The organism is Salinimicrobium aquimaris, from assembly GCF_035607535.1.
Lineage (GTDB): Bacteria > Bacteroidota > Bacteroidia > Flavobacteriales > Flavobacteriaceae > Salinimicrobium.
In genome coordinates, this window is record NZ_JAYDZX010000017.1 from 94,728 (window position 1) to 120,406 (window position 25,679).

Genomic DNA, 25,679 nt, shown 5'->3' on the forward strand with positions numbered 1-25,679 from the left:
GGTGAAAGTAATTCAACTCTTTAAAAATGATTCTCTTTTGATCAAACGTGCAGCCGCGGGTAACCGGCAGGCGCAGCGTAAGATCTATGAGAAACATTCGGGGAAGATGCTCAGCGTTTGCAGGCAATATGTAAAGGACCTGCAGCATGCCGAAGAAGTGATGCTCAACGGATTTTTCAAGGTGTTCACACACCTGGAGGATTTTCGGGATGAGGGCAGCTTTGAAGGCTGGATGCGAAGGATCATGATAAGGGAATCAATTTCCTTTTTGAGGACCGATAAGCGCTCCATGTTTGCTGAAGATGAGGTAGCCGAAAATGAGGATTTCTCGTATTCCTTTACATCCGATTTTAATGCGGCGCACATTCAGGAGTTGATCGACAGTCTTCCAGAAGGTTATAAAATGGTGTTTTTGATGTTTGCTGTTGAAGGCTACAAGCACAATGAAATAGCAAAAATGCTGAACATAACAGAAGGAACTTCTAAATCACAGCTTTTCAAAGCTCGAAAAATGCTTCAGGAAAAGCTGGAACAGGAAAACAGGACAGAATATGGAACCGGAAAAATTTGAAAATAACGTGAAAAAGGTGCTAGGAGAGAGGGAGATCCAGCCCTCTGCTGCCGCCTGGGAAAAGCTGGAGCAACGCCTGGCGCCAAAGAAGGAAAAACGACCTTACCTCCTGTGGCTGACCTCCGCAGCGGCAATTGCTGCGATCTTTTTCGTACTTGGCTCTCATTTTAACTCCCCAATTGCTTCTGAAGAACCACAATTGGTAGAGCAAACCGCCGAAGAGCCTGTTTTGCAAGAGAAAACATCAGAGCCCGAGGTAATCCATCTGGCTTCTTCCGAAGAGAAAGAGGAGCTAAAAGAGCAGGAAAAACCTTCCGCAAAAGGAGGTGTCAAAAATGTCATTTTTGAAGCCCCTGTTAAAAAATCTTCTGAAGCAGAGACTGCGGTAGCAGTTGAAGATCCTTCTGAACTCATTCAGGAACCTTCAGAAAGTATTGAAGTTATTTCTCTACCTGAAACTGCCATAGCTCGGGAGGAGATGGTCCCCGGGAACACAGATCTTGAGGTTGAAGCTCTTTTATTACTTGCAACTGCCGAATTAAAAGCTGATTCTACATATACTGTAAAGGCCGGTGACCTTTTACACCAGGTTGAATATGAACTGGACCAGTCATTTAGAGAAAAAGTTTTTGACGTGGTGAAAGATGGGTTCCGGAAAGCCAAAACTGCCGTAGCCACACGCGACCTAAGATTTAATTAATTCATCAATCAATCATTCAACGGGCTTTCTTGTAAAGCCATAAAAATTTACAAACATGAAAAAAGTTACATTTTTAGCGCTTATTATTTTGTCAATTTTTGCTGTTGAGCCTGTCTTTGCGCAGGAACAAACGAACAAAGAGAAAATTGAACAATTGCAAAAGCAAAAGGAGCAGATCATAGCTGAAGAAAAAGAAGCTTTGAAAGAGCAGGTGGAGGCCATCAACCGCAGGGCAGAGGCTAAGGAGATTGACTGGGAGGAGGCTGAGAAACTAAAGAGTGAGGCTGCAAAGAAACATGCCTTAAATATCCAAAACCGGGTTGCGATCATCGACAACCAGATAGCACTGCTTACGAGAGAAGAGAAGCCGGACTGGGAGTGGGAGGATGAAGAAGAGGACGAAGATGATGATCACTGGTTCAAAGACCACTACAGCCGCACCTCTACGCATTTAATAGTCGCCTTTGGGTTCAATAATGCATTACTGGAAGACCAGTCCATCAATGATTCAGATTTTAAGGTTGGAGGCAGCAGATTCTTTGAATTAGGTCTTGCCTGGAGAACTCGTGTATTTGAGCACAGCAACTTCCTGAGATTGCGCTACGGATTTTCTTTTCAGTTCAACGGATTAAAACCCACAGATAACCGGCTTTTTGTTGAAGATGGGGATTTGACTACTTTGGAAGAGTTTCCGCTGGACCTGGATAAATCGAAATTCAGGATGGATAACCTGGTTTTTCCGGTGCATTTTGAATTCGGGCCTTCTAAAAAAATAGAATCTCCACGCAGTGTTTGGTTCTCTACTCATAACAAGCTCAAAATTGGTCTTGGCGGTTATGCCGGAGTAAATATTGGAGAGCGTCAAAAGCTCAAATATGAAGAAGACGGCGAAGACGTAAAGGAAAAATTAAAAGGAGATTACAATACCAATGAATTTATCTACGGACTTAGCGGGTACATTGGCTGGGGAGGAACTTCGCTTTATGTGAAATACGATCTAAATCCAATTTTTAAAGATGCAAACCCGGAGCTGCATAACATTTCGGTGGGGCTGAGGTTTGATGCGAATTAGGATTAGCCTTTATTTTGCTTTCATTAGAGCCTTCTAAAAAAGACCTTTTAGAAGGCTCTTCTTTTTATGTACATTTGAAAAATTTTCCGCAGTAAAAGTTGATCTCTAAAAACACCATTGACAAAGTTTTTGAAAGCGCCCGCGTCGAAGAAGTGCTGGGGGATTTCGTGAACTTAAAGAAGTCGGGCAGCAACTATAAAGGTCTCAGTCCGTTTAGCGATGAACGTACTCCCAGCTTTATGGTGTCTCCGGTAAAACAGATATGGAAAGATTTCTCCAGCGGAAAAGGCGGAAATGTGGTGGCTTTTCTCATGGAACACGAACATTTCACATATCCGGAAGCCATCAAGTACCTCGCTAAAAAATACAACATTGAAGTAGAGGAGACAGAGCAGAGTCAGGAACAAAAAGAGCAGGCAGATGAGCGGGAGAGCATGTACCTTGTTTCGGAATTTGCTGCAAAATATTTCCAGAACATCCTTCACAAGCACGAACTGGGGAAGGCTATTGGCTTAAGCTATTTCAGGGAGCGGGGCTTTACTGAAGATACTATCGAGAAGTTCGGATTAGGTTACTGCCTTGATGAGTGGGATGCCTTTACTTCTGAAGCTATTAAAAAAGGCTATCAATTAAAATATCTTGAGAAAACGGGTCTTACCATAGTCAAAGAAGAAAAGCAATTTGACAGGTTCAAAGGTAGGGTGATGTTCCCTATTCAATCCATGAGCGGTCGGGTGCTGGGTTTTGGAGGCAGGATCCTGAACAATGATAAGAAAGCTGCTAAGTATCTCAATAGTCCCGAAAGTGATATTTACCACAAGAGCAAGGTGCTTTACGGGATCTATCACGCTAAACAGGCTATTGCCAAAGAAGATAATTGTTTTCTGGTTGAAGGATATACAGACGTTATTCAATTCAATCAAGCCGGAATTGAGAATGTGGTTTCCTCCTCGGGAACTGCGCTCACCCCCGAGCAGATAAGGCTCATCAATCGGCTGACAAAGAACATCACTGTACTTTTCGATAGTGATGCTGCGGGACAGCGGGCTTCGATACGCGGGATAGACCTTATTCTCGAGCAGGGAATGAACGTGAAGGTTTGTGCCTTTCCGGAAGGAGAAGATCCGGATAGTTTTGCCAAGAAAAATACTGAAGAAGACATAAGGCTGTACCTGGCTGAGAATTCTAAGGACTTTATAAATTACAAAGCTTCTCTTTTGATGGAGGAGGCGAAGAATGACCCGGTAAAAAAGGCGTCGCTCATTCGCGATATGGTGAGCAGTATCTCGAAGATCCCCGATAATATTCAGCAGGAGGTTTATGTGCAGGAGACTTCCCGTATCATGGATATTTCTGAAGAAGTCCTCTTCACCACCCTTGCCCAACTGAGCGGGAAGAGTACCGGTAAGCCGGCTCCGAAGAAAACAAAGCAATTTGAAGTGGTAAGGGATGAAGTTACGTCCCAGCCTAAGGTCGACGAGCTGTACATTCTGGAGCGAACGATAATTAGCCTTTTACTTCATTACGGAATGATGGAAGAGGACTTTGAGGATCTCGTTGTAAAGGTGGATGATAAAGGAGAGATCTCGCTTGAGCCTGAAATGGTTAGAGCAAAGGTCTATGAAAAGATCTTTCTTGACCTGCAGGAAGATGAGGTCGCTTTTGCAAATGAACACTTTCAAAAGATCTATCAGCAGGTGATCAAAAAGTTCAACGAAGAGGAAGAGTTCTCCATAGAAACTTTTGTCAATGAACTACCTCCCGAAAATGCTTCGGAAGTTACAAGTATCCTGATGGATGAAGAGCAGTACGTACTGCACGACTGGGAAAGGATGGAAATTTTTGTAAAAGGTAAGAAAGCGGAAATAGGTAGGCTGGTAAATGAAACCATCCTTTCTTTAAGAAGATATCTTGTAAACAAAAAGATCCACGAGCTCAACCGGGAAATAAAGGAGGTCCCGCCAGAGGAATCTTCGGGTATCCTTCAGGATATCATGGATTATATTACCCTTAAAAAAGTACTTTCGGGTAAGCTAAACCGGGTTATGTAGGCCTTATCTGCAACAGGCGAGACTGGTTAATAAGATCGGCAAGATTATCCACCCGTAGTTTCTTGAGCAGCCTGGTCTTGTAGGTGCTCACTGTCTTTTCATTAATGTCCAGAGCTTCGGCGATATCTTTGTTTCTTTTTCCCGTGGAAAGAAGGTTTAGCACTTCAATTTCCCTGGTAGATAGTTTTTTGTAGCGGGAAACAAGATTGTTGGATCTTGTGGTGCCCGAGTTGATCTTTTCGCTGATCTCCTTGTTGAGATAAATTCCTCCCCGTGCAACCTGGTGCACTGCCTCACTAAGAATTTCTGTAGATGCCGTTTTTGAAAGGTAAGCAGCAGCTCCCGCCTTGATGGCATTTAGTGCGTACATTTCTTCTGGATGGCAGCTAAGAATGAGGATCTTAGTTCCGGGGTTTTCAGACTTTATAGTTCTAAGAGCGGTAATTCCATTGATTTCGGGAAGATCGATCTCGAGGATCAACACGTCGGGATTCTTGGTTTTCAACGCCCTGAAAAGATCCTTTCCATTGGTTACTTTTCCTACTATTTCATACACTCCTTCCTTCTCCAAAAGAGAGGAAATTCCCATACGGGTGATGGGATGATGGTCTGCAATTAGAATCTTCGTCATTGTTTGAATTTTAGCACAAAGAATTTCATTCGCGGGGGTCTGGTAAAATTCTGATTGTTAGTTTTTAATAGTCAAATCAGGGGGAGAATGAAAGATAATGCCTTATTCTGTCGGAAAATAATTTTTTCGATTAACTGCATTTATTTCAGGTGAAGAGGAATCTCACAAACGGGTATTGGTTCCATCTTGTGCTTGTTTGCTTTATGTCTCATTTTATAGATCCTGAAAACTTCCTGCTGTCTTCCTGAAAAATCATCTTCTGTTTTTCCTTTTTCAGCTTCTTTCATTGCCCACTCCAGTTCATCATAACTCGCACCTATCTGGTCCTCATCGCTACGGCTGTCCCCAAAAAGTCCGTCGGTAGGGGCTGCCACTACGATACTGTTGATTACATCCATTTCCCTGGCAATTTCATACACTTCACTCTTCATGAGGTCGGCAATGGGACTCAGATCGACTCCTCCATCCCCGTACTTGGTGAAAAAGCCCACGCCAAAGTCTTCAACTTTATTCCCCGTTCCTGCAACGAGATAGTTGTGCAAGCCGGCAAAGTAGTATAGGGTGGTCATTCGTAAGCGTGCCCTAACATTAGCCAGGGCAAGGTGCAACTTTGGACTCGCTTCCACTTCGGGTACAGTTTCACTAAAAGTGTCAAAAGTCCTTGTAAGGTCCACCTGTACATCGGTCACATTTGCAAATTTCTTTTTCAAACCGGCAATATGTTCCTGTGCCCTCGTTACCTGGTCTGGTGACTGGTGGATGGGCAGCTCTACGCATAAAGTCCGCATACCGGTCTTGGCGCAAAGTGCAGAAACAACTGCAGAATCAACTCCGCCACTCACACCGACTACAAAACCATTCATTTTGGCATTTGAAGCATATTCCTTTAGCCAGTTGACGATATGGTCGATCACTTCTTTAGTTTTCATAATAGTTGGTTCGTTTGTAGCGGAAATAATATCTTTGTTAACAAATATAAACCTTCAGCTAATTTTCACGAAATAGCCTGCGTTAAACCATTCTTAATTTGCTTATGCTTAAAAAGTTCCTTTTTTACAGCCTCTTTGTTTTCCTTATCTCTTGTGCTGAAGATGACAAGAGGGAAGAGGAGATAGCGGCTATTCCTGTGGAACTTCAAGTTGAAAGATTTGACCAAAGATTTGCAGATGCAACGGCCGATAGTCTTTCTGCTCTAAAAAAGCAATTTCCTTTCCTTTTTCCGAGGCAGTATCCCGATATCATGTGGGTGGAGAAAATGGAGGACACTATTCAGTTGGAATTAAACCAGGCCGTGGCAGCTGAATTTCCTAACCTGGAGCAAACTGAAAAAGAACTGGAAAGGCTTTTTCAACATATCAAATACTACTTTCCACAACGCAAGATACCAAAAGTAGTAACGCTGACATCAGATGTTGATTACCGCAACCAGGTGGTGTGGGCAGATTCTCTGATGCTTGTGGCCCTTGATACCTATCTGGGAATGGATCATCCGCTATATATAGGTGTCCAGGATTATATTAAAAAGGAAATGCGCAAGGAGTTGATTGCCGTGGATGCAGCCGAAGCTTTTGCGCAAACTGTGGTTCCGCGGCCGTCCTCACGCAGCTTTCTTGCACACATGATCTACTACGGAAAGATCCTTTACCTGAAAGACCTGCTTCTTCCATTTAAAACTGATGCGGAAAAGATGACCTATTTACCCGAAGAATGGGATTGGGCCGAAGCCAACGAAGACCAGATATGGCGGTACTTTGTTGAGCGGGAACTCCTGTACTCTTCAGATAATGATTTGCAGACAAGATTTTTATTTCCGGCGCCTTTTTCGAAGTTCTTCCTGGAACTTGATGCAGAAGCTCCGCCGCGTTTGGGCCAATTCATGGGCTGGCAGATCGTGGAACAATACATGGAAAAGAACGATGTTCCTGTGGAAGAAATGATACAGGCAAATGCAGAAACTATATTTAAACAATCAAAATATAAACCGACAAAATAATGGCTATAGCAAAGAAATCAAATATCAATATCAAAGTTTCATTAGACGAGAATCGTGTGCCCGAAGAATTGCACTGGAGCGCTGAAGACGGAGGCGTGGAAAACCAGGAGGCTAAGGCGATGCTCCTTTCTATGTGGGACGCGGCGCAGAAGGAAACTTTGAAGATAGACCTTTGGACGAAAGACATGCCTCTGGATGACATGAAAATGTTCTTCCACCAAACGCTGGTTACCATGAGTGACACCTTTTATCGCGCGACACAGGATGACAAGATGCGTGATACCATGAAAGACTTCTGTGATTATTTTGCAGAGAAAATGGAGATTAAGAAGTAGTGGTCGGTGGTCAGTGGTCGGTGGTTGGTGGTCAGTGATCAGTAATCACTAATCAGTAATCAGTAATCAGTGGTCAGTGATCAGTGATCAGTTGGGATGGTGGATCGAAAATTACCACTCAAAAAAGGCACTTTTCGCACTTCTTTCTGAAAAGCTTTTGGTGTATTGGGATTTTAGAAAAAGATCATTTGTGAATTCGTGGCAAAAAATCACTCTTCAAAAAACGCATTTTTAGCTTCTCTTTCTGAAAGTGTTTTGATGTCTTGAGGTTTTGAAAAAGCTTCCGCAGCAAAATGATCTCCCTTTAAAAAAGACATTTTCCGCACCTCATTCCAGGCCTTTTAGAGTATGAAGGTATTAGAGAAAGATGATACGTGGATTGGTGGCAAAAAGTCACTCCTCAAAAAAGAAAAACTCTCCAAACTCTGAACTCTCAACTCCAAACTTATTGCTGCTGTAGATTTTCATTGATGCCCTGTATAAATTCAAGAACTTCCTCCCGGCCTTTTCCACTCGCTGAAGAGGTAATAAAGTACTGAGGCATCTCTGTCCAGGTTTGCAGCATTTCTGCCTGGTAATCGTTGATGTTCCTTTCCAGGGCCTTAGGTTTCAGCTTGTCTGCCTTTGTAAAGATGATGCAAAAAGGTACCTGATGTTCTCCCAGCCATGTCATGAACTCCATATCGACGGGCTGAGGTTTGTGGCGGCTGTCAATGAGCACAAAAGCACAGATCATTTGCTCCCGCTTCTCAAAATACTGGGTAATGAACTTCTGAAAAGTCTTTTTAGCAGATTTGGAGACCCTTGCATAACCATATCCAGGCAAATCTACCAGGAACCAGCTTTGGTTGATCAAGAAGTGATTTATGAGCTGGGTCTTTCCGGGCCGGCCGGAGGTCTTGGCAAGATCTTTCCTGTTCGTGAGGGAATTTATCAAAGAAGATTTTCCCACATTACTTCGGCCAATGAAAGCATATTCCGGCAGCTTCGTATCCGGACATTTCGCAACATCAGAATTGCTGATTACGAATTCGGCCGACTTGATCTTCATGATAAAATTTTAATATTTTCGGGCAGTAAGCCAGCGAAACAGGATCTCGTTGAAAGCCTCGGGATGTTCCATCATCGCTGCATGTCCACACTTCTCAATCCAGTAAAGATCGGAGTCGGGGAGGAGGCGGTGGAAATCTTCGGCGACTTCCGGCGGAGTGACATTGTCGTTTCTACCCCAAATGATACAGGTGGGAGTATGCATTTTTGGAAGGTCCTTCGACATATTGTGGCGAATTGCACTTTTCGCAATTGCCAGGGTCTTGATCAATTTATTGCGGTCATTCACCGTTTCATAAACGTCATCTACAATTTCTTTGGTGGCTACTTTAGGATCGTAAAAAACATTTTCGGCCTTCTTACGAATATAGTCGTAATCTCCCCTTTTTGGATAACTTTCTCCCATCGCGCTTTCATAAAGACCGGAGCTTCCGGTGATCACAAGCGCCTTAATACATTCAGGATAAAGCTTGGTACAAAGAAGAGCAATATGACCACCTAAGGAATTTCCAAGGAGTATGGACTGTGAGAACTTCTTGTGATCAATAAATTCTTTCAGGTATTTGGCAAAAGTTGCAACACTGGTCTTTAACAGAGACAGTTCATACAAGGGTAATTTAAGCAAGATCACTTTGTAGCCGTTCTTCGGAAAAAAATCGAGGACGCCTTCAAAATTACTTAGTCCTCCCATTAAACCGTGCAGAATTATTATAGGTGTTCCTTCACCTTCCTCTACATAACTGAATTTCCCTTCTTCCCTTAGATTATTTTCCATTGATGCCTTTGCTGTTAGCTTCGCAAATATAATGATTTCCCCACAAGTATATCGATTTTACAGAAGCTGCCATAATTTTCGGACGGGGAAATTTCACATTTCTGCTGCTCAATCGTTTTCATTTTTGAAAATTTTTTTAACAAAATCAGTTTACAACTAAATCTGCTTCAAGTAGTTGGTTTAACAGGTGCTGGTGGGACGGGAAGTGGAAAATTTATCAACAATGTGGTAAAAAGTGGTAAAATGTGGTTTAAATTTCAATATATTTGAATCGTAAACTATAGAAGTGGTAAATCTCATTGGTACATATGAATGCAAGGTAGACGCTAAGGGGCGGTTGATGATCCCGGCGCCTATGAAGAAGCAACTTGTGCCGATCATACAAGATGGTTTTGTGCTTAAACGTTCTCTTTTTGGGAACTGTTTGGAGCTCTACCCCATGACACGATGGAATGAAGTTATGCAGGAGGTGGGAAAACTGAATCGTTTTGTAAAAGAGAACATGGACTTTATAAGAAAATTTACAGCTGGTGTTAAAATTGTGGAGGTTGATACTAACGGCCGACTTCTTATTCCGAAGGATCTGATTCGCATTGCCGGAATAAATAAGGAGGTGGTGATCGCTTCTCCAATTGACATCATCGAGATCTGGGATAAGGACGAGTATGAAAAGGCAATCGACACTCCGCCTGAGGAATTTGCCGAACTCGCCGAGCGTGTAATGGGAAATAAAAGCAATGACGCCAATGAGCTATCATAATCCGGTTTTACTGGAAGAAACTGTTGACGGGCTGAATATTCAGCCTTCCGGCGTTTATGTGGACGTGACATTTGGTGGTGGCGGGCATTCCCGGGAGATCCTTAACCGGCTCGGGCCAAATGGAAAACTATTTGCTTTTGATCAGGACAAGGACGCCCTGGAAAATAAGATCGATGACGAGAGATTTACGCTTATCAATGAGAATTTCAGGTTCATTAAGCGCTTCCTTAGGTTCTACGGATTAAAAAAAGTAGACGGTATTTTAGGAGATTTTGGTGTTTCATCCCACCAGTTTGATGTGGCGGAAAGAGGGTTCTCGACCCGCTTTGAATCGAAGCTTGATATGAGGATGAACCAAGGCAGCAATCTTAGCGCTTTTGAAGTGGTGAATAATTATGAGGAGAAGCAGTTGCGGGCTGTGCTCTTCAACTATGGGGAATTGCGAAACGCCCCAAAGATCGCCCGCACGATTGTTTCTGCCCGTAAAGAGGCAGAGATCGCCACCAGTGAAAGATTAAAAGAGGTTTTGAAACCGTTTTTGCCTGCAGGGCGGGAGCATAAGATACTTGCACAAATATATCAGGCAATAAGGATTGAGGTGAATCAGGAGATCGAGGTGTTGAAGGAATTTTTATTGCAAACTGAAGACTTGCTAAAGCCGGGAGGACGGTTAAGTCTTATTTCGTACCACTCGCTTGAGGACCGCCTCGTTAAAAGATACATAAGGAGTGGCATGTTTGAGGGGGAGCCCGAAAAAGACTTCTACGGAAATATTTCCGTGCCCTTTCGAAAAGTGGGAAAAATGATCACGCCTTCGCCTGAAGAAATTAAGAGGAACAATCGCGCCCGAAGTGCAAGATTGCGAATAGCTGAAAGAATAGAGTAGCATGAAAGAGAGCTTATACGACATCCTGAAGGGGAAATTTTTAATAAGCAACGACGCCTTTAACAACTGGCGTTTTATCCTTTTCTGCACGGTCCTGGCGATCTTCATGATAGGAAGTTCTCACAGTGCAGAGCAAAAGGTCCATGAAATTGCAAGGTTGAATGATGAGGTACTGGAGTTGAGAACAGAATTTCTTGACGGCAGGTCAAACCTCATGAAGCTCAAAATGGAATCGACCATTACGAAGAGGATGGCAGGTAGAGGGATTAAACCTTCAGATGTGCCGCCAACCAAGATCATAGTTAAAGAAAAAGAGTAAGGCCAAATGGCAACCACCGAAAAGCACATATTGTACCGCATCTATGTTGTGGCAGGCTGCATGTTCTTGTTGGCAGTAGCTGTAGGGGTCAAGTTACTCAATATTCAGATTGTGGAGGGGGAGAATTATCGGGAGATGGCAGAGGAACGCACCTACCGCAATTTTGTCATTCCGGCTAACCGTGGAAATCTCTATGATACCAATGGCAATTTACTGGCTACTTCCATTCCCAAGTACGACATCAGGTTTGACGCGGTAACTGTTTCAGATAAGAATTTTCAGGAGAACGTAGGTCCGCTTTCAGAAGAGCTGGCAAAGATGTTCGGGGAATCCTCTTCCCGCTGGGCACAGAGGTTACGTTCAGCAAGAGCTAATAAACATCGTTACCTTCTCATTGGGCGCAACCTTGGATATTCCGAATACATCAAGATCAAGAATTTCCCGATGTTCAAACTCGGCTCCAACCGCGGCGGAATTATAGTTGAGCAGAGAACGGTTCGCGAGCACCCGCTGGGAACTATGGCCGAGCGTACCGTTGGTTATGAGCGGCAGGATGACAGTGGTTACTACACCCGCGTGGGACTTGAAGGTGCATTTGGACCTTACCTTAGAGGGAAGGAAGGCAAACGCCTTAAGCAAAGGATTGCAAAAGGGCAGTGGAAGCCTATAAGCGATAATAATGAGGTGGAGCCAAAGGATGGCTATGATCTCATTTCCACCATTGATGTAAAGATCCAGGATATTGCACATCACGCCCTGCTCAAGCAGCTTGAAAAATATGAAGCCGATCATGGTTCGGTCGTAGTAATGGAAACCGAAACCGGCGAGATCAAAGCCATTTCAAATCTTGGCCGCACCTCAAAAGGTACTTATTACGAAAGGCTGAACTATGCCGTAGGCGAAGCTCATGAACCAGGTTCTACCTTTAAGCTCATGGCAATGGTCGTCGCTTTGGAGGATAAAGTAATCGATACCAGTACAGTTGTAGATACAGAGAACGGGCAAATGATCATTCACCGCAGGAGAGTGCGGGATTCCAAGCACGGTGGCTACGGAAAGATATCAGCCGGTAAGGCTTTCGAGGTTTCTTCCAATGTTGGGATCGTAAAACTTATCTATGAAAATTATAAGGACCAGCCCAAGAAATTCGTGGATGGTCTTAAAGCAATGCATCTTGATGAGAGTCTTGGTTTGGCCATAAAAGGAGAAGGAACTCCTTACATCCCTACGCCCGGAGATAAGACCTGGAGTGGATTGTCGTTACCCTGGATGGCCTATGGCTACGGAAGTATTCAGATCACTCCGTTGCAAACGCTCACATTTTACAATGCAATTGCCAATGGCGGGGAAATGGTAAAACCCCGTTTTATCAAAGAGGTGAAGGAGTGGGACAGGACGGTTGAGAAGTTCGAGAAAAAAGTTATAGATCCACAAATATGCAGTCCCGAAACGGTTGCAAAGGTGACCGATATGCTCAAGCATGTTGTGGAAAGGGGAACAGGACAAAGTCTTTATGAGCCTAACTTTTCCATGGCCGGAAAGACCGGAACGGCCCAAACAGAATACTGGAAAGAGGGCTGGGCACAGAATCCGCAGTACATTTCTTCCTTTGTTGGTTTCTTCCCTGTAGAAAACCCCAAGTACTCCTGCATCGTTGTGATCCACAAGCCAGACAATAAGGTGGGATATTATGGTGCAGATGTGAGTGGACCTGTTTTTAAGCGAATTGCCCAAAAGATATACACCGATAATCCTGTGCTCGACGAGTTCGAAACTCTGGAGGCGATAAATCCGGAAATCGAAAAGAACTACGAAAAATATTTTGCCACAGCCAGAAATGAGCAGGAGGTAGTGCCCGATCTAAGAGGAATGCCTGCCATGGATGCTGTTTCCTTGCTGGAAAATCTGGGTGTGAAGTATGAATTGTCCGGAAACGGAGAGGTGAGTCAGCAGTCTGTTCAGCCGGGAACAGAAATAGCTGAAAACCTGGTGATAAAATTGAAATTGAGTTGAATTATTTAAAAGACATATTATACAGGGTTTCCCTGGAGGCGGTAGTTGGGAATACCAACGTCACTGTTAACGAGATTCACTTTGACTCCCGAAAAGTGGGATTTAATGACGTCTTTGTTGCTATTCGAGGCACACAAACTGATGGTCATGCCTACATTGATAAGGCTGTTGAACAAGGAGCCTTGGCTGTAGTGTGTGAAGAAATGCCTAAGCACACCGTCAACGGAATTACTTATGTAAAGGTTAAGAATTCACAGCAGGCCCTGGCTTTTATGGCCGACAATTTCTACGAAAATCCTTCAGAAAACCTGAAGCTTGTCGGAGTAACCGGAACTAACGGAAAAACTACCGTGGCCTCCCTGTTGTATCAGCTTTTTACAAAGGCTGGATATAAAGTAGGATTACTTTCTACAGTTCAGGTTTTGATTGCCGAAAAGAAATTCCCTGCCACACATACCACTCCAGATTCCCTTACCATCAATTCTTACCTGAAGAAGATGAACGAGGCAGGGGTGGAGTATTGCTTTATGGAAGTTAGTTCCCACGGCATCGCGCAACACCGTACCACGGGATTAAGGTTTGCAGGCGGGATCTTCACCAATCTGTCCCACGAGCATCTTGATTATCATAAGAACTTCGCCGAATACAGGGATGTTAAAAAAGCCTTTTTTGACCAGCTTCCTGCTTCAGCTTTTGCTTTGACCAATGGAGATGACAAGAATGGAAGGGTAATGCTTCAGAATACTAAAGCAAAGAAATACACTTATGCTTTAAAATCTGTAGCCGATTATAACGCCCGTATCCTGGAGAATGGGTTCGGCGGAATGTTGCTGAAGATCAATGAACAGGAGGTATGGACAAAGCTTATTGGAAACTTTAATGCTTATAATGTCCTGGCGATATATGCAGCATCAGAATTACTCGGATTAACAACCCTTGAAAGCCTGAAGTACATTAGCGAACTCAACGCCGTAAGCGGAAGATTTCAGTATCACATTTCCGAAGGAAAGATCACTGCAATTGTAGATTATGCTCATACTCCCGATGCTTTGCAGAATGTGCTGGAGACCATCAACAGCATCAGGACCAAAAATGAAGAATTGATCACAGTTGTGGGTTGTGGAGGAGATCGTGACCGCTCAAAAAGGCCAAAAATGGGCCACATTGCATCAGCACTTAGTACCAAAGTTGTTTTCACAAGTGATAATCCCCGTACAGAAGACCCCGATAAGATCATTGAAGAAGTGGAAGCAGGCGTGGAGCCTCAGAATTTCAAAAAAGTTATGTCTGTTACCAACAGGCTTCAGGCTATAAAAACAGCCTGCCAGCTGGCAAACAGGAACGATATCATTTTGATCGCCGGGAAAGGTCATGAGACCTACCAGGAGATCAATGGGGTGAGAAAGGATTTTGACGATTTCAAGATCGTAAGCGAAACTTTAAAAGAACTAAAAAAATAATCTCTTCCGGAGAAGAAGCAAAAGCATATGTTATACCATCTGTTCGAATATCTAGAAGACGTATACACTTTTCCCGGGGAGAGACTCTACCAGTACATCTCCTTTAGATCGGCTGTGGCGATCATTCTTTCGCTGGGTATTTCGACCATTTATGGAAAGAAGATCATCAATTTCCTTCAAAAGAAGCAGATTGGAGAGAGCGTGAGGGATCTTGGGCTGGAAGGACAAACTCAAAAAGCCGGAACTCCTACCATGGGAGGTTTGATCATCATCATTGCAACGTTGATTCCAGTGCTGCTGGTGGCTAAGCTCAACAATATTTATGTGATCCTTTTGATCGTTACCACGATCTGGATGGGAGCTATCGGATTTCTGGATGATTACATCAAAACCTTTAGGAAAGATAAGGAGGGCCTAAAAGGCATTTTTAAAGTGGTTGGCCAGGTAGGGCTTGGAATCATTGTGGGAGCTACCATTTATTTCCATCCGGATATTACCATTAATGAGAATCCGCAGTTGCCGGGTAATACTCAGGCAGTAGAATTGATCTCTTCAGCAGAGAATCCGGTGACTACTTCGAAGGAGGAAAAGTCGACCAAAACAACAATTCCGTTTGTGAAGAATAACGAGCTGGATTACGCCGATCTAATTTCATGGATCAATCCTGATTACGCTCAATATGCCTGGTTGATCTTCATTCCAATCGTGATCTTTATTGTGACAGCAGTTTCTAACGGAGCCAATCTTACCGATGGAATTGACGGGCTAGCGGCGGGAACTTCAACCATTATTGTACTAACGCTCGGGATCTTTGCATGGGTTTCGGGTAACATCATATTTTCAGATTATCTCAATGTCATGTATATCCCCCGAACAGGGGAAATGACTATTTATATTTCGGCTTTTGCGGGAGCTTTGGTGGGATTCCTTTGGTATAACACCTTTCCTGCACAGGTCTTTATGGGAGACACGGGAAGTCTTACCATCGGGGGAATTATTGCTGTACTTGCTTTGGCCACAAGAAAAGAACTTTTGATCCCTATTTTATGTGGGGTATTCCTTATTGAAAATCTATCTGTTGTAATGCAGGTAGGATGGTTCAAATATACCCGAAAAAAATATGGAGAAGGAAGAAGGATCTTCCTGATGTCGCCTTTACATCATCATTTTCAAAAGGCGGGATTTCATGAAAGCAAGATCGTAGTGAGGTTCTGGATCATTGGGATCTTCCTCGCCATCGTAACCATTGTAACTCTCAAGATTCGATAATGTCGCAAGAAACAAAGAACAGAGACCGCAATTTCCTCGTCATCCTTGGTGGGGGTGAGAGCGGCGTGGGTACGGCCATCCTTGGAAAAAAGGAAGGCTTCCGCACTTTTGTTTCAGATAAAGGCAAGATCAAAGATCACTTTAAAACTCAGCTCAACGACCACGGAATAGACTGGGAAGAAGAACAACATTCCGAAGAAAAGATCTTCAAGGCCGACCTGGTAATGAAAAGTCCGGGTATACCTGACGATGCCCCCCTCGTCAGTCGGCTAAGAGGGAAAGGAATTCCGGTGATCTCAGAGATCGAGTTCGCTTATGGTTATACCAATGCGGTGCTGGTAGGGATAACGGGAAGTAATGGAAAGACCACGACCACTATGCTCACACACCACCTGTTGAAAGACGGGGGACTGAATGTAGGAATGGCCGGAAACATTGGACAAAGCTTTGCCAAACAGGTGGCAGAGACCAATGCAGATCATTATGTGCTGGAAATTAGCAGTTTTCAGCTGGACGGGATAGAAGAATTCCGGCCGCATATTGCAGTACTAACAAATATTACCCCAGATCACCTGGACCGTTACAGGCATGACTTTAACCAGTATATCGCCAGCAAGTTCAGGATAATAAAGAACCAGACAGATCAAGACTATTTTATATATGATGCCGATGATCCCGTGATCGCGAAGTGGCTTAGAGAAAACCCGATACAGTCCCAAAAAATGCCTTTTTCGCTGCGGGAGGAGTTTGAAAAAGGAGCTTTTATAAAAGATGAACAACTTATTATTCGTACAGATAATTCAGAATTAACCATGCCAACATCAAATTTAACCTTAGAAGGAAAACATAACGCCAAGAATGCGATGGCTGCAGCTACTGTTGCACAATTGTTACGCATTAGAAAAGAGACTATTCGACAGAGCATGGAAAGTTTTCAGGGGGTGGAACACCGTCTTGAAAAAGTGCTTAAAATAAACAATGTACAGTACATCAATGATTCCAAAGCGACCAATGTGAATGCAACCTACTATGCACTTGAGAGCATGGAAGCTGAAACCGTTTGGATCGTGGGTGGCGTCGATAAAGGAAATGAATACGCCGAACTGTTGCCTTTGGTGAATGAAAAAGTAAAGGCAATTGTTTGCCTGGGAATAAATAATGAGCCTATCCTGAATGCTTTTGGAAACTGTGTGGATCTTATTTTCGAGACCCGCTCCATGGAAGAAGCTGTGCAGCAGGCTTACAAAGTCGCAGAGAGAGGAGATACTGTGCTTCTTTCACCTGCATGTGCAAGTTTTGATCTTTTTCAGAATTATGAGGACAGAGGACGTCAATTCAAAGAGGCCGTAAGGAACCTATAAAAATTAAGGTGTCAAAAAGGAGAATAAATGACAGGATTTTTTTCGAGGATAAAAGGGGATAAAACGATTTGGGCTTCGGCAGCATTGCTGGCGATCTTTTCGTTCCTGCCGGTGTACAGCGCCAGCAGCAATCTTGCCTATCTCTATGGCGATGGGAGCACCCTTCCTTATCTTGTCAACCATTTTATTCACCTGTTCCTTGGCTTTGTGATCATGTTTTTTGTCCACAAGGTGCCTTACCATTATTTCGTGGGGCTCTCCATAATTACGCTCCCCTTGTTGATACTGTTACTGTTGTTCACGGTATCCCAGGGAGTAGTGATCGATGGCGCCAATGCGAGTAGATGGATCAATATTCCAATTCTTAACAAGACTTTCCAGCCTTCGACTTTGGCTTCGGTGGTGTTGCTGACCTATGTAGCCAAGTACATGGCGAAGGTCAAGGATAAAGAGTATACTTTTAAGCAAACTATAGTTCCGCTGTGGTTACCCGTAGCAGTGGTCATGGGACTCATTTTACCGGCCAACTTTTCGACTACTGCCATTCTTTTTTTAATGGTGCTACTAGTAACCTTCATTGGCGGATATCCATGGAAATATTTACTGGCGATCATTGGAGCTGGTATTGTGATGCTGGGGATCTTTATGCTCACAGCAAAAGCTTTCCCCGGATTGTTCCCGAACAGGGTTGACACCTGGATAAGCCGGGTAGAAAATTTCACAAATGATGAAGTTACTGAAGCCGACTACCAAATAGAAAAAGCCAAGATCGCTATTGCCAGTGGCGGAGTGACAGGGCAGGGAATTGGGAAAAGTGTACAACGAAATTTTCTTCCGCAGTCTTCTTCAGATTTTATTTATGCCATTATAGTTGAGGAAATGGGGTTGATTGGAGGAATTGGGGTCATGTTCGCCTACCTCATGCTGTTTTTTAGAATAATTATTGTGGCTACAAAAGCAAATTCCGTCTTTGGGAAATTACTGGTCATAGGGGTAGGCCTGCCAATCATTTTTCAGGCGCTGGTCAACATGGCAGTGGCAGTAGAATTGTTCCCGGTAACGGGGCAGACTTTACCTCTAATCAGTAGTGGTGGTTCTTCCATCTGGATGACCTGCCTGGCACTGGGAATGGTCTTGAGTGTTAGTGCGAAGCGGGAAGAGGAACTGCAGCAAATAGAAAGAGAAAACGATGCGGATGAAGATAATCCGCTGGAAATTTTAAGTGAGGCAATATGAAAAATCAGTTAAGAGTGATCATATCTGGAGGTGGTACGGGAGGGCATATTTTCCCGGCAATTTCTATTGCCAACGAATTAAAGCTTAGATATCCAACCTGTGAAATTTTGTTCGTAGGTGCCGAAGACAAGATGGAAATGCAAAAAGTTCCTGAAGCAGGCTACAAGATCGAAGGCTTATGGATTAGCGGTTTTCAACGGCGCATGACTGCTAAAAACCTGCTTTTCCCGGTGAAGCTCGTTAAGAGTTTATGGAAGGCGCGGGATATTATAAAGAAATTCAGACCAGATGTAGTGATCGGTACCGGGGGCTTTGCCAGTGGACCTTTACTGCAAATGGCCAACAGGGAAAACATTCCCACTTTGATCCAGGAACAGAATTCCTATCCCGGGATCACTAATAAGTTATTAGCTAAGGGTGCAAATAGCATCTGTGTTGCCTACCCTAATATGGGCAGGTTCTTTCCTGAAGAAAAGATCGTGCTAACTGGAAATCCTGTTCGGCAGGATCTGCTGAAAGTCGGTGAAAAGAGGGAAGAGGCGCAGAAATTCTTCGGAATTGATCCTTCAAAAAAGACAGTTTTGGTGCTTGGCGGAAGCCTGGGCGCAAGAAAGATCAATCAATTGATCGAGGACAACCTGAAGGAGTTTGAAAAGCACAACCTGCAATTACTTTGGCAAACGGGAACGTTGTATTTTGAGGAGTACAGCAAATACGCTGAAATGGAAAACATTCAGACTTTCGCATTTTTGAAGAGGATGGATTTGGCGTATGCTGCGGCAGATATTATCATCTCCCGTGCCGGAGCCGGAACAGTTTCAGAATTGTGTATAGTGGGGAAGCCGGTGGTCTTTATTCCGTCACCAAACGTGGCCGAAGATCACCAGACCAAAAATGCAATGGCGGTAGCCGAGAAGGATGCAGCAGTGATACTTTCAGAAAGTCACCTGGAACAGGGTTTCAGGTCGATATTCTTTCCGCTGGTGGAGTCAGATGAAAAGATGAAGGATCTGGGTAGAAATATCAAGAAGCTGGAGAAGCCGAATGCAACTGCGAATATTGTAAATGAAATTGAAAAAATATTAAGAACCTGGCCATAATGGGGCACTACGATAACATACAAAATATTTATTTTATAGGCATCGGCGGGATCGGGATGAGTGCCCTGGCACGGTATTTCCATGCTGCCGGGAAGTATGTCGCCGGTTATGACCGAACCCATAGCTCTCTTACCAGGGAATTACAAAAAGAAGGAATTGAAGTTATCACTTCAGATAAAGTAGAGGATCTTCCCAATGCCATTTTAGAAGACAAAGAATCTCTTATCGTTTATACGCCGGCCATTCCGCTGGATCATTCACAATACCTGCATTTTACAGCCGATGGTTACACGCTTGAAAAACGTGCAGCAGTTTTGGGGAATCTCACTAAGGGCCATTTCACACTTGCGGTTGCCGGAACTCATGGAAAAACCACGACCAGTACTATGCTGGCCCATTTGCTGAAAGAAACAGGCTACCAAATAACCGCCTTTTTGGGAGGAATATCAGAGAATTATCATTCGAATCTCATTATTGACGGAGACAGGGCAATGGTGGTGGAAGCCGATGAATTTGACAGGTCTTTTCTCAGGCTTTCTCCTAATCTTGCAGCCATAACCTCAATGGATGCCGATCATTTGGATATCTACCGAGAAGATTCGCAGATCAAGGATTCTTTCAAATCTTTTGCGGCCCTGGTTCCGGAGGATGGGAAGTTGTTCTTTGCAAATGGTTTACCGCTGTTTGGAACATCTGTTGGAGTAGATGACGACGCCGATATTTCGGCAGTGAACATAGGTGTCAAAAATGGCAGTTATTACTTCGATCTAAGGACAAAAGAAAAAACATATAAAGGCTTTGAATTAAGCCTTCCGGGAAAACATAATTTACAGAATGCAGTCACAGCTTTGGCAATGGCAATGGAGTTTGGTGCCCCCCCCGGGCTCCTTGCCAATGCTATAGCTTCCTTTAAAGGCGTGGAGCGCAGATTTTCATACCGTATCAAACGGGAGGACCTTGTGTTCATTGATGATTATGCACATCACCCTGCCGAGATCGCGGCAGTACATCAGGCCGTTAGGGAAATGCATCCGGGGAAGAAGGTTTTGGCAGTATTTCAACCGCACCTCTTCAGTCGGACAAGAGATTTTGCTGAAGCTTTTGCTGAAAGCCTTAGCCTCTTCGATGAGCTGCTGCTGCTGGATATTTATCCTGCGCGGGAGAAGCCTATCGAGGGAATTACTTCAGAATGGCTTCTGAAGCTTGTCAAAAATGACAAAAAGCAGCTGATCCAGAAAGAGGGAATTTCCGAAGTAATTAAAGGCAAAAATGCTGAGGTGGTGGTGCTTATGGGGGCCGGTGATATTGGGGAAGAAGTAGAGAAAATTCGTAAAGAACTTAGCGGTGAAAATTAACTGGAATTACATAAAAACATTCTTGCTCATTGGCGTAGTGTTCTTTTTATTTGCATTCGCCGAAAAGCGCAACCACGCACGGGTTCTTTCCGAAGTAAATCTTCATTTTACCAATAGCGAAAACCTGTATCTTACTGAAGAAGCGGTTAATAAATTGTTAATACAAAATGAGGTAAGGGTTAAGAGCATAGGCAAAGAAACTTTAGATTTGAGTAGGGTGGAGACTTTACTGGAATCTCACGAGATGGTTGAAAATGCTGAAGTTTTTCTCACTGTAGATGGAAAAATGGGGGCCGAGATCACACAGAGAAAGCCTTTGGCAAGAGTGATGGCTGCCGCGCCCTTTTACCTTGACAGACAGGGGCTTAAAATGCCATTGTCGCAATATCATTCTGCAAGGGTGCCGTTGGTGACCGGGGTAAATGAAAAGCAGCTGAAGGAAGTGCATCCGCTAATGGATTTCATCAATAACGATGAATTCTTAACGCGACATGTGACGGGAATTAACCGCACCTCGAATGGAAAATATGAGATCCACCTTAGGAAACTGGATTTTGTGGTGGTTTTTGGCGAGGTGAAGGATATAGAATTGAAGTTTAAAAATTTTAAAGCTTTTTATCAAAAGGCACTGAAGGATAAAAAGCTTGACGCATATCAAAAAGTGGATCTACAATTTGGTGACCAGGTTGTATGCACTAAAAAGTAAAGTATGGAACAAAACGACATCGCAGTAGGATTAGATATTGGTACTACTAAGATCGTAGCCATGATTGGTCGTAAAAATGATTACGGCAAAATGGAGATTATTGGGATAGGAAAGGCCAAGAGCCTTGGGGTGCACCGTGGAGTGGTGAACAATATCACCCAGACTATCCAATCCATTCAGCAGGCGATACAGGAGGCAGAGGCAGATAGCGGAATGAAGATCAAAGATGTGGTGGTAGGTATAGCCGGCCAGCACATTCGCAGTTTACAACACAGCGATTACATCACGCGTCCCAATCCCGATGAGGTGATTGACGCTACAGATATTGAGACCCTTTGCAACCAGGTTCACAAACTGGTAATGCTTCCGGGTGAAGAGATCATTCATGTTTTGCCACAGGAATTCAAAGTAGACGGGCAGGCAGAGATCAAAGAACCGATAGGCATGTACGGTGGCCGACTGGAAGCCAATTTTCACGTGGTTGTGGGACAGGTCTCTTCCATACGCAATGTGGGAAGATGTGTGAAGAGTGCAGGATTGGATCTTTCCGCAGTTACTTTGGAGCCGCTGGCATCTGCAAATGCAGTGCTGAGCCAGGAAGAGAAAGAAGCCGGGGTAGCTCTTGTCGATATAGGTGGAGGGACAACAGATCTCGCCATATTCAAAGACGGGATCATAAGACATACCGCAGTTATTCCTTTTGGGGGCGGGGTAATCACCGAAGACATTAAAGAAGGCTGCTCCATCATTGAAAAGCAGGCAGAGCTGTTGAAAGTAAAATTCGGTTCTGCGTGGCCGGGAGAGAACAAGGACAACGAGATCGTTTCCATCCCGGGCCTTCGCGGCAGGGAGCCTAAGGAAATTACTTTGAAGAACCTTTCGAAGATCATCCACGCAAGAGTAGTGGAGATCATCGAGCAGGTTTACCTGGAGATCAAGAATTACGGGCATGAGGAACAAAAAAAGAAGCTCATTGCCGGAATTGTATTAACCGGAGGTGGTGCCCAGTTAAAGCATATCAAGCAACTGGTTGAGTACATTACGGGAATGGATACCAGGATAGGCTATCCCAATGAACACCTGGCAGGAGACAGCGACACCGAAACTACCAGCCCTGTCTATGCAACTGCAGTAGGCTTGGTGCTTAATAGCTTGGAAATAAACAGCAAGCATTCCCATACAGAGGAAGAGCCGGAGGTAAAAGAAGAAGCGGCAGCAGCAGCTACTCCAACGGCAGTTCCTCAAGAGGAGGAAGAAGAGCGGGAAGAGCCGACTACGGTAAGCCAGCCGCGCAGAACAATATTTGAAAAATGGTTTGAAAAATTCAAGGATTTTTTAGACAATGCCGAGTAAAGGATCGGCGGAAAAATTAATATGAAAAAGAAAGATAAAAGAAGTACACAACCAGTAAAACAGAATTTATGAGCAGCACAGAATTCGGAAACATTACCTTCGATCTCCCCAAGAATCAATCGAACGTTATAAAAGTTATTGGTGTTGGTGGAGGCGGTAGCAACGCGATCAACCACATGTTCCAGCAGGGTATCAAGGGTGTTGACTTTGTGATCTGTAACACAGATGCACAAGCTTTGGAGAACAGCCCGGTACCTAATAAGATCCAGTTGGGAGTAAGAGAGACAGAAGGTCTTGGAGCAGGCGCCGATCCTGAAGTCGGGCGCAAAGCTGCAGAAGAAAGTTTTGATGAGATAAGAGCACTTTTGGATACCAATACCAAAATGGTCTTTATAACTGCCGGTATGGGTGGGGGAACTGGAACGGGAGCTGCGCCAATCATTGCCAAACAGGCAAAAGACATGGGCATACTTACGGTGGGGATCGTAACCAGCCCTTTTCTGTTTGAAGGTAAAACGAGGAATGAACAGGCTCAATTGGGAGTTGAGAACCTGCGTAAGCATGTGGACTCACTTATTGTGATCAATAATAATAAATTAAGGGAGGTATATGGCAACCTTGGATTTAAAGCAGGATTCTCAAAAGCCGATGAAGTCCTTGCAACTGCTTCCAGAGGTATTGCCGAAGTAATTACCCACCACTACACGCAGAACATTGACTTACGGGATGCTAAGACTGTTCTTAGTAATAGTGGTACAGCTATTATGGGATCTGCCCAGGCTTCGGGAGGAAACCGTGCCCAGGATGCCATTTCTAAAGCCCTGGATTCTCCATTGCTTAACGACAATAAAATTACGGGTGCCAAAAATGTGTTGCTACTTATCATTTCCGGTTCCGAAGAAATTACAATTGACGAGATCGGGGAGATTTCAGATCATATTCAGGCTGAAGCGGGTCACAGCGCCAACATCATCATGGGGGTTGGAGAAGATGAAAGTCTTGACGATGCAATTTCTGTCACTATAATTGCTACAGGTTTTGATGTAGAGCAACAAAATGATATTGTAAATACTGAAGCCAAAAAGATCATCCACACCCTTGAAGATGAGCAAAAGGCAGAGCATGAACTATCTCCAAAGAAGACCTCTTCGGTTTATGATGGTCCTGCGCCTGCTCCAAAGGAGGAAAAGAAGATCGTTCACACGCTCTCTTTGGAAGATGAAGATGTAGATGAGGAGCCGGAGAACAATAGACCTTCGGCAGCCGTGAGAGACATGGAAGTCCAGTTCGAAGAAGTAAAAGCAGATAAAGAACCTGAATTCATTATTACTGAAAGTGTCAAGGATATTGAAGTTTCAGAGCCCGAAGTTGTGACTCCCGAGCCACAGGAGCAGCAGTTCATGTTCACTTTTGACATGCCGAAGAACAATTCTTCCAAGGAAAAGGAAGAGCAGCCACAAATGCAAAGGGAGGAGCAACAGGAGCCTAAATCTGAAAAGAGGATAGTTCATACTCTTACAGATGAAATGGAGGAGAAAGCCGAAGCTAAAAAGGAACTATCCACTCAAATGAAGAATACTCACAATGGAATTACCCGTTATTCTTTAGATGATTACATGCAGGTGGAGGAGATGCTTAGAACCTCTGAGCCTGCACCAAAGCCAAAAGCTGAAGTTGAGCCGGAGTTGAAAAAATCTCCTCAGCCCGTACAACCGCCGGTGTCAAAAGTTGCACCGAAACCTCAGGAAACAAAGCAAACGCCCGAGGAGGACGTGGATCCTTTCAATATACCTATCAATGAGAGCCTGGTGAAAAGAACGGCAGAGAGGAGAGCTAAAATGAAGGAATTCAATTATAAGTTTCGCAACAACCTCACAAAAGTAGATGAGTACGAGAGGCAACCCGCTTATAAAAGACAGGGAATAGATCTTGATAACTCAAAACCGGGAGAGGAAAAACTATCCCGTACCACCCTGGGTTCGGGTGAGGATGATGAGATAAGATTCAGGACCAATAATTCCTTTTTACACGACAATGTAGATTAAATAGTCCCCCAACTATTTTCTAACCCGAAACCTGCCCCCCGGTTTCGGGTTTTTTGTTTCTGAATATTTTGCTCCGTGCCTTTTGATTATCTTCGCAGAACTAACAAAATTCCAATAAAGATGAGTTTACAGGAAAAAGTAATGACCGAGATGAAAGCGGCCATGAGAGCTAAAGATAGCAATAAACTGGAGGCTTTACGAGCTGTGAAGAGTGCCATCCTTTTAGCGCAGACAGATGCTGCGGGTAAAGACGGATTGAGTCAGGATGAGGAGCTTAAGCTGCTTCAAAAACTGGTAAAGCAGCGAAAAGAGAGTGCTGCAATCTATAAGGAGCAGGGAAGAGAAGACCTGGCACAACCGGAGTTAGATCAGGCTGCAGTAATAGAAGATTTTCTGCCCGAACAAATGAGTGAAGAAGAAATTGAGAAAGAGGTTGACAGGATAATTGACCAAACCGGCGCCAGTGGAATGCAGGACATGGGAAAAGTCATGGGTATGGCCTCACAGGAATTGGCCGGTAGGGCCGATGGTAAAACGATCTCGGGGATAGTGAGGAAAAAGCTCAGTTAAGGTCGTACATCTTAGTTTCCTTAAAGGGGGGTTAAAACTTGCATTTTTGACTTAAACCTATTGTAAAA

General features: G+C 44.0%; 24 protein-coding genes. 20 read left to right on the forward strand and 4 right to left on the reverse strand.

Annotation, left to right across the window (positions count from 1 at the left end; translation table 11 throughout):
- Position 1 precedes the first annotated feature (1 nt).
- From VR862_RS14195 to dnaG, 4 genes are all read left to right on the forward strand, one after another.
- Complete coding sequence (locus tag VR862_RS14195; protein ID WP_324721668.1) at positions 2 to 571, forward strand: RNA polymerase sigma factor; 570 nt, start codon at positions 2 to 4, stop codon at positions 569 to 571.
- Positions 552 to 1,271, forward strand: coding sequence for a hypothetical protein (locus VR862_RS14200; RefSeq protein WP_324721669.1), 720 nt, complete (start codon positions 552 to 554; stop codon positions 1,269 to 1,271). Before VR862_RS14195 ends, VR862_RS14200 begins: the two co-directional genes overlap by 20 nt.
- A gap of 55 nt (positions 1,272 to 1,326) precedes the next feature.
- On the forward strand, positions 1,327 to 2,343 hold the full coding sequence (locus tag VR862_RS14205) for a hypothetical protein (RefSeq protein ID WP_324721670.1): 1,017 nt from the start codon (positions 1,327 to 1,329) through the stop codon (positions 2,341 to 2,343).
- Positions 2,344 to 2,441: 98 nt separating this feature from the next.
- Positions 2,442 to 4,394 carry a DNA primase gene (dnaG, locus tag VR862_RS14210; protein WP_324721671.1) on the forward strand — a complete coding sequence of 651 codons (1,953 nt, stop codon included), beginning with the start codon at positions 2,442 to 2,444 and terminating at the stop codon, positions 4,392 to 4,394.
- Here the strand turns inward: dnaG and VR862_RS14215 are convergent.
- Entirely contained in the window at positions 4,387 to 5,025 is a 639-nt protein-coding gene (locus VR862_RS14215) for a response regulator transcription factor (protein ID WP_324721672.1), read from the reverse strand. The two genes, dnaG and VR862_RS14215, sit on opposite strands and share 8 nt — an antisense overlap.
- Positions 5,026 to 5,165: 140 nt before the next feature.
- A complete protein-coding gene (gene nadE, locus VR862_RS14220; protein ID WP_324721673.1) occupies positions 5,166 to 5,954 on the reverse strand; it encodes an NAD(+) synthase in 789 nt (262 codons plus the stop codon).
- 104 nt (positions 5,955 to 6,058) lie between these two features.
- Here nadE and gldB point away from each other — a divergent pair, with 104 nt between their 5' ends.
- Both gldB and gldC read left to right on the forward strand, forming a co-directional pair.
- Positions 6,059 to 7,018 carry a gliding motility lipoprotein GldB gene (gldB, locus tag VR862_RS14225; protein WP_324721674.1) on the forward strand — a complete coding sequence of 320 codons (960 nt, stop codon included), beginning with the start codon at positions 6,059 to 6,061 and terminating at the stop codon, positions 7,016 to 7,018.
- Complete coding sequence (gene gldC, locus VR862_RS14230) at positions 7,018 to 7,353, forward strand: gliding motility protein GldC (RefSeq protein ID WP_324721675.1); 336 nt, start codon at positions 7,018 to 7,020, stop codon at positions 7,351 to 7,353. Before gldB ends, gldC begins: the two co-directional genes overlap by 1 nt.
- 445 nt (positions 7,354 to 7,798) lie before the next feature.
- Here gldC and yihA read toward each other — a convergent pair whose 3' ends face one another.
- A complete protein-coding gene (gene yihA / locus VR862_RS14235; protein ID WP_324721676.1) occupies positions 7,799 to 8,404 on the reverse strand; it encodes a ribosome biogenesis GTP-binding protein YihA/YsxC in 606 nt (201 codons plus the stop codon).
- 9 nt (positions 8,405 to 8,413) lie between these two features.
- On the reverse strand, positions 8,414 to 9,178 hold the full coding sequence (locus VR862_RS14240; protein ID WP_324721677.1) for an alpha/beta fold hydrolase: 765 nt from the start codon (positions 9,176 to 9,178) through the stop codon (positions 8,414 to 8,416).
- Positions 9,179 to 9,464: 286 nt separating this feature from the next.
- Here VR862_RS14240 and mraZ point away from each other — a divergent pair, with 286 nt between their 5' ends.
- The 14 genes from mraZ (at position 9,465) to VR862_RS14310 (ending at position 25,611) form a co-directional block, all read left to right on the forward strand.
- Positions 9,465 to 9,938, forward strand: a complete 474-nt coding sequence (mraZ, locus tag VR862_RS14245; RefSeq protein ID WP_324721678.1) for a division/cell wall cluster transcriptional repressor MraZ — start codon at positions 9,465 to 9,467, stop codon at positions 9,936 to 9,938.
- Positions 9,925 to 10,824, forward strand: coding sequence for a 16S rRNA (cytosine(1402)-N(4))-methyltransferase RsmH (gene rsmH, locus VR862_RS14250; protein ID WP_324721679.1), 900 nt, complete (start codon positions 9,925 to 9,927; stop codon positions 10,822 to 10,824). The genes mraZ and rsmH overlap by 14 nt, the downstream gene beginning before the upstream one ends.
- 1 nt (position 10,825) lies before the next feature.
- On the forward strand, positions 10,826 to 11,143 hold the full coding sequence (locus VR862_RS14255; RefSeq protein ID WP_324721680.1) for an FtsL-like putative cell division protein: 318 nt from the start codon (positions 10,826 to 10,828) through the stop codon (positions 11,141 to 11,143).
- A 6-nt stretch (positions 11,144 to 11,149) separates the two neighbouring features.
- Positions 11,150 to 13,156: a PASTA domain-containing penicillin-binding protein gene (locus VR862_RS14260; protein ID WP_324721681.1), complete on the forward strand. Its 2,007-nt coding sequence runs from the start codon at positions 11,150 to 11,152 to the stop codon at positions 13,154 to 13,156.
- Positions 13,153 to 14,616 carry a UDP-N-acetylmuramoyl-L-alanyl-D-glutamate--2,6-diaminopimelate ligase gene (locus tag VR862_RS14265; protein ID WP_324721682.1) on the forward strand — a complete coding sequence of 488 codons (1,464 nt, stop codon included), beginning with the start codon at positions 13,153 to 13,155 and terminating at the stop codon, positions 14,614 to 14,616. Before VR862_RS14260 ends, VR862_RS14265 begins: the two co-directional genes overlap by 4 nt.
- A gap of 27 nt (positions 14,617 to 14,643) precedes the next feature.
- Positions 14,644 to 15,885, forward strand: coding sequence for a phospho-N-acetylmuramoyl-pentapeptide-transferase (mraY, locus tag VR862_RS14270; protein WP_324721683.1), 1,242 nt, complete (start codon positions 14,644 to 14,646; stop codon positions 15,883 to 15,885).
- On the forward strand, positions 15,885 to 17,246 hold the full coding sequence (gene murD, locus VR862_RS14275; RefSeq protein ID WP_324721684.1) for a UDP-N-acetylmuramoyl-L-alanine--D-glutamate ligase: 1,362 nt from the start codon (positions 15,885 to 15,887) through the stop codon (positions 17,244 to 17,246). The genes mraY and murD overlap by 1 nt, the downstream gene beginning before the upstream one ends.
- 27 nt (positions 17,247 to 17,273) lie before the next feature.
- Entirely contained in the window at positions 17,274 to 18,482 is a 1,209-nt protein-coding gene (locus VR862_RS14280) for an FtsW/RodA/SpoVE family cell cycle protein (protein WP_324721685.1), read from the forward strand.
- On the forward strand, positions 18,479 to 19,582 hold the full coding sequence (murG, locus tag VR862_RS14285) for an undecaprenyldiphospho-muramoylpentapeptide beta-N-acetylglucosaminyltransferase (protein ID WP_324721686.1): 1,104 nt from the start codon (positions 18,479 to 18,481) through the stop codon (positions 19,580 to 19,582). Before VR862_RS14280 ends, murG begins: the two co-directional genes overlap by 4 nt.
- Positions 19,582 to 20,937 (forward strand): UDP-N-acetylmuramate--L-alanine ligase, encoded by a 1,356-nt coding sequence (murC, locus tag VR862_RS14290; protein ID WP_324721688.1) that lies wholly within the window; start codon positions 19,582 to 19,584, stop codon positions 20,935 to 20,937. The genes murG and murC overlap by 1 nt, the downstream gene beginning before the upstream one ends.
- Positions 20,927 to 21,643, forward strand: coding sequence for a cell division protein FtsQ/DivIB (locus VR862_RS14295; protein WP_324721689.1), 717 nt, complete (start codon positions 20,927 to 20,929; stop codon positions 21,641 to 21,643). The genes murC and VR862_RS14295 overlap by 11 nt, the downstream gene beginning before the upstream one ends.
- Before the next feature lie 3 nt (positions 21,644 to 21,646).
- Positions 21,647 to 22,996, forward strand: a complete 1,350-nt coding sequence (gene ftsA, locus VR862_RS14300) for a cell division protein FtsA (protein ID WP_324721690.1) — start codon at positions 21,647 to 21,649, stop codon at positions 22,994 to 22,996.
- 68 nt (positions 22,997 to 23,064) lie between these two features.
- Positions 23,065 to 25,041, forward strand: coding sequence for a cell division protein FtsZ (ftsZ, locus tag VR862_RS14305; protein WP_324721691.1), 1,977 nt, complete (start codon positions 23,065 to 23,067; stop codon positions 25,039 to 25,041).
- Positions 25,042 to 25,161: 120 nt separating this feature from the next.
- Complete coding sequence (locus tag VR862_RS14310) at positions 25,162 to 25,611, forward strand: GatB/YqeY domain-containing protein (protein WP_324721692.1); 450 nt, start codon at positions 25,162 to 25,164, stop codon at positions 25,609 to 25,611.
- Positions 25,612 to 25,679 lie beyond the last annotated feature (68 nt).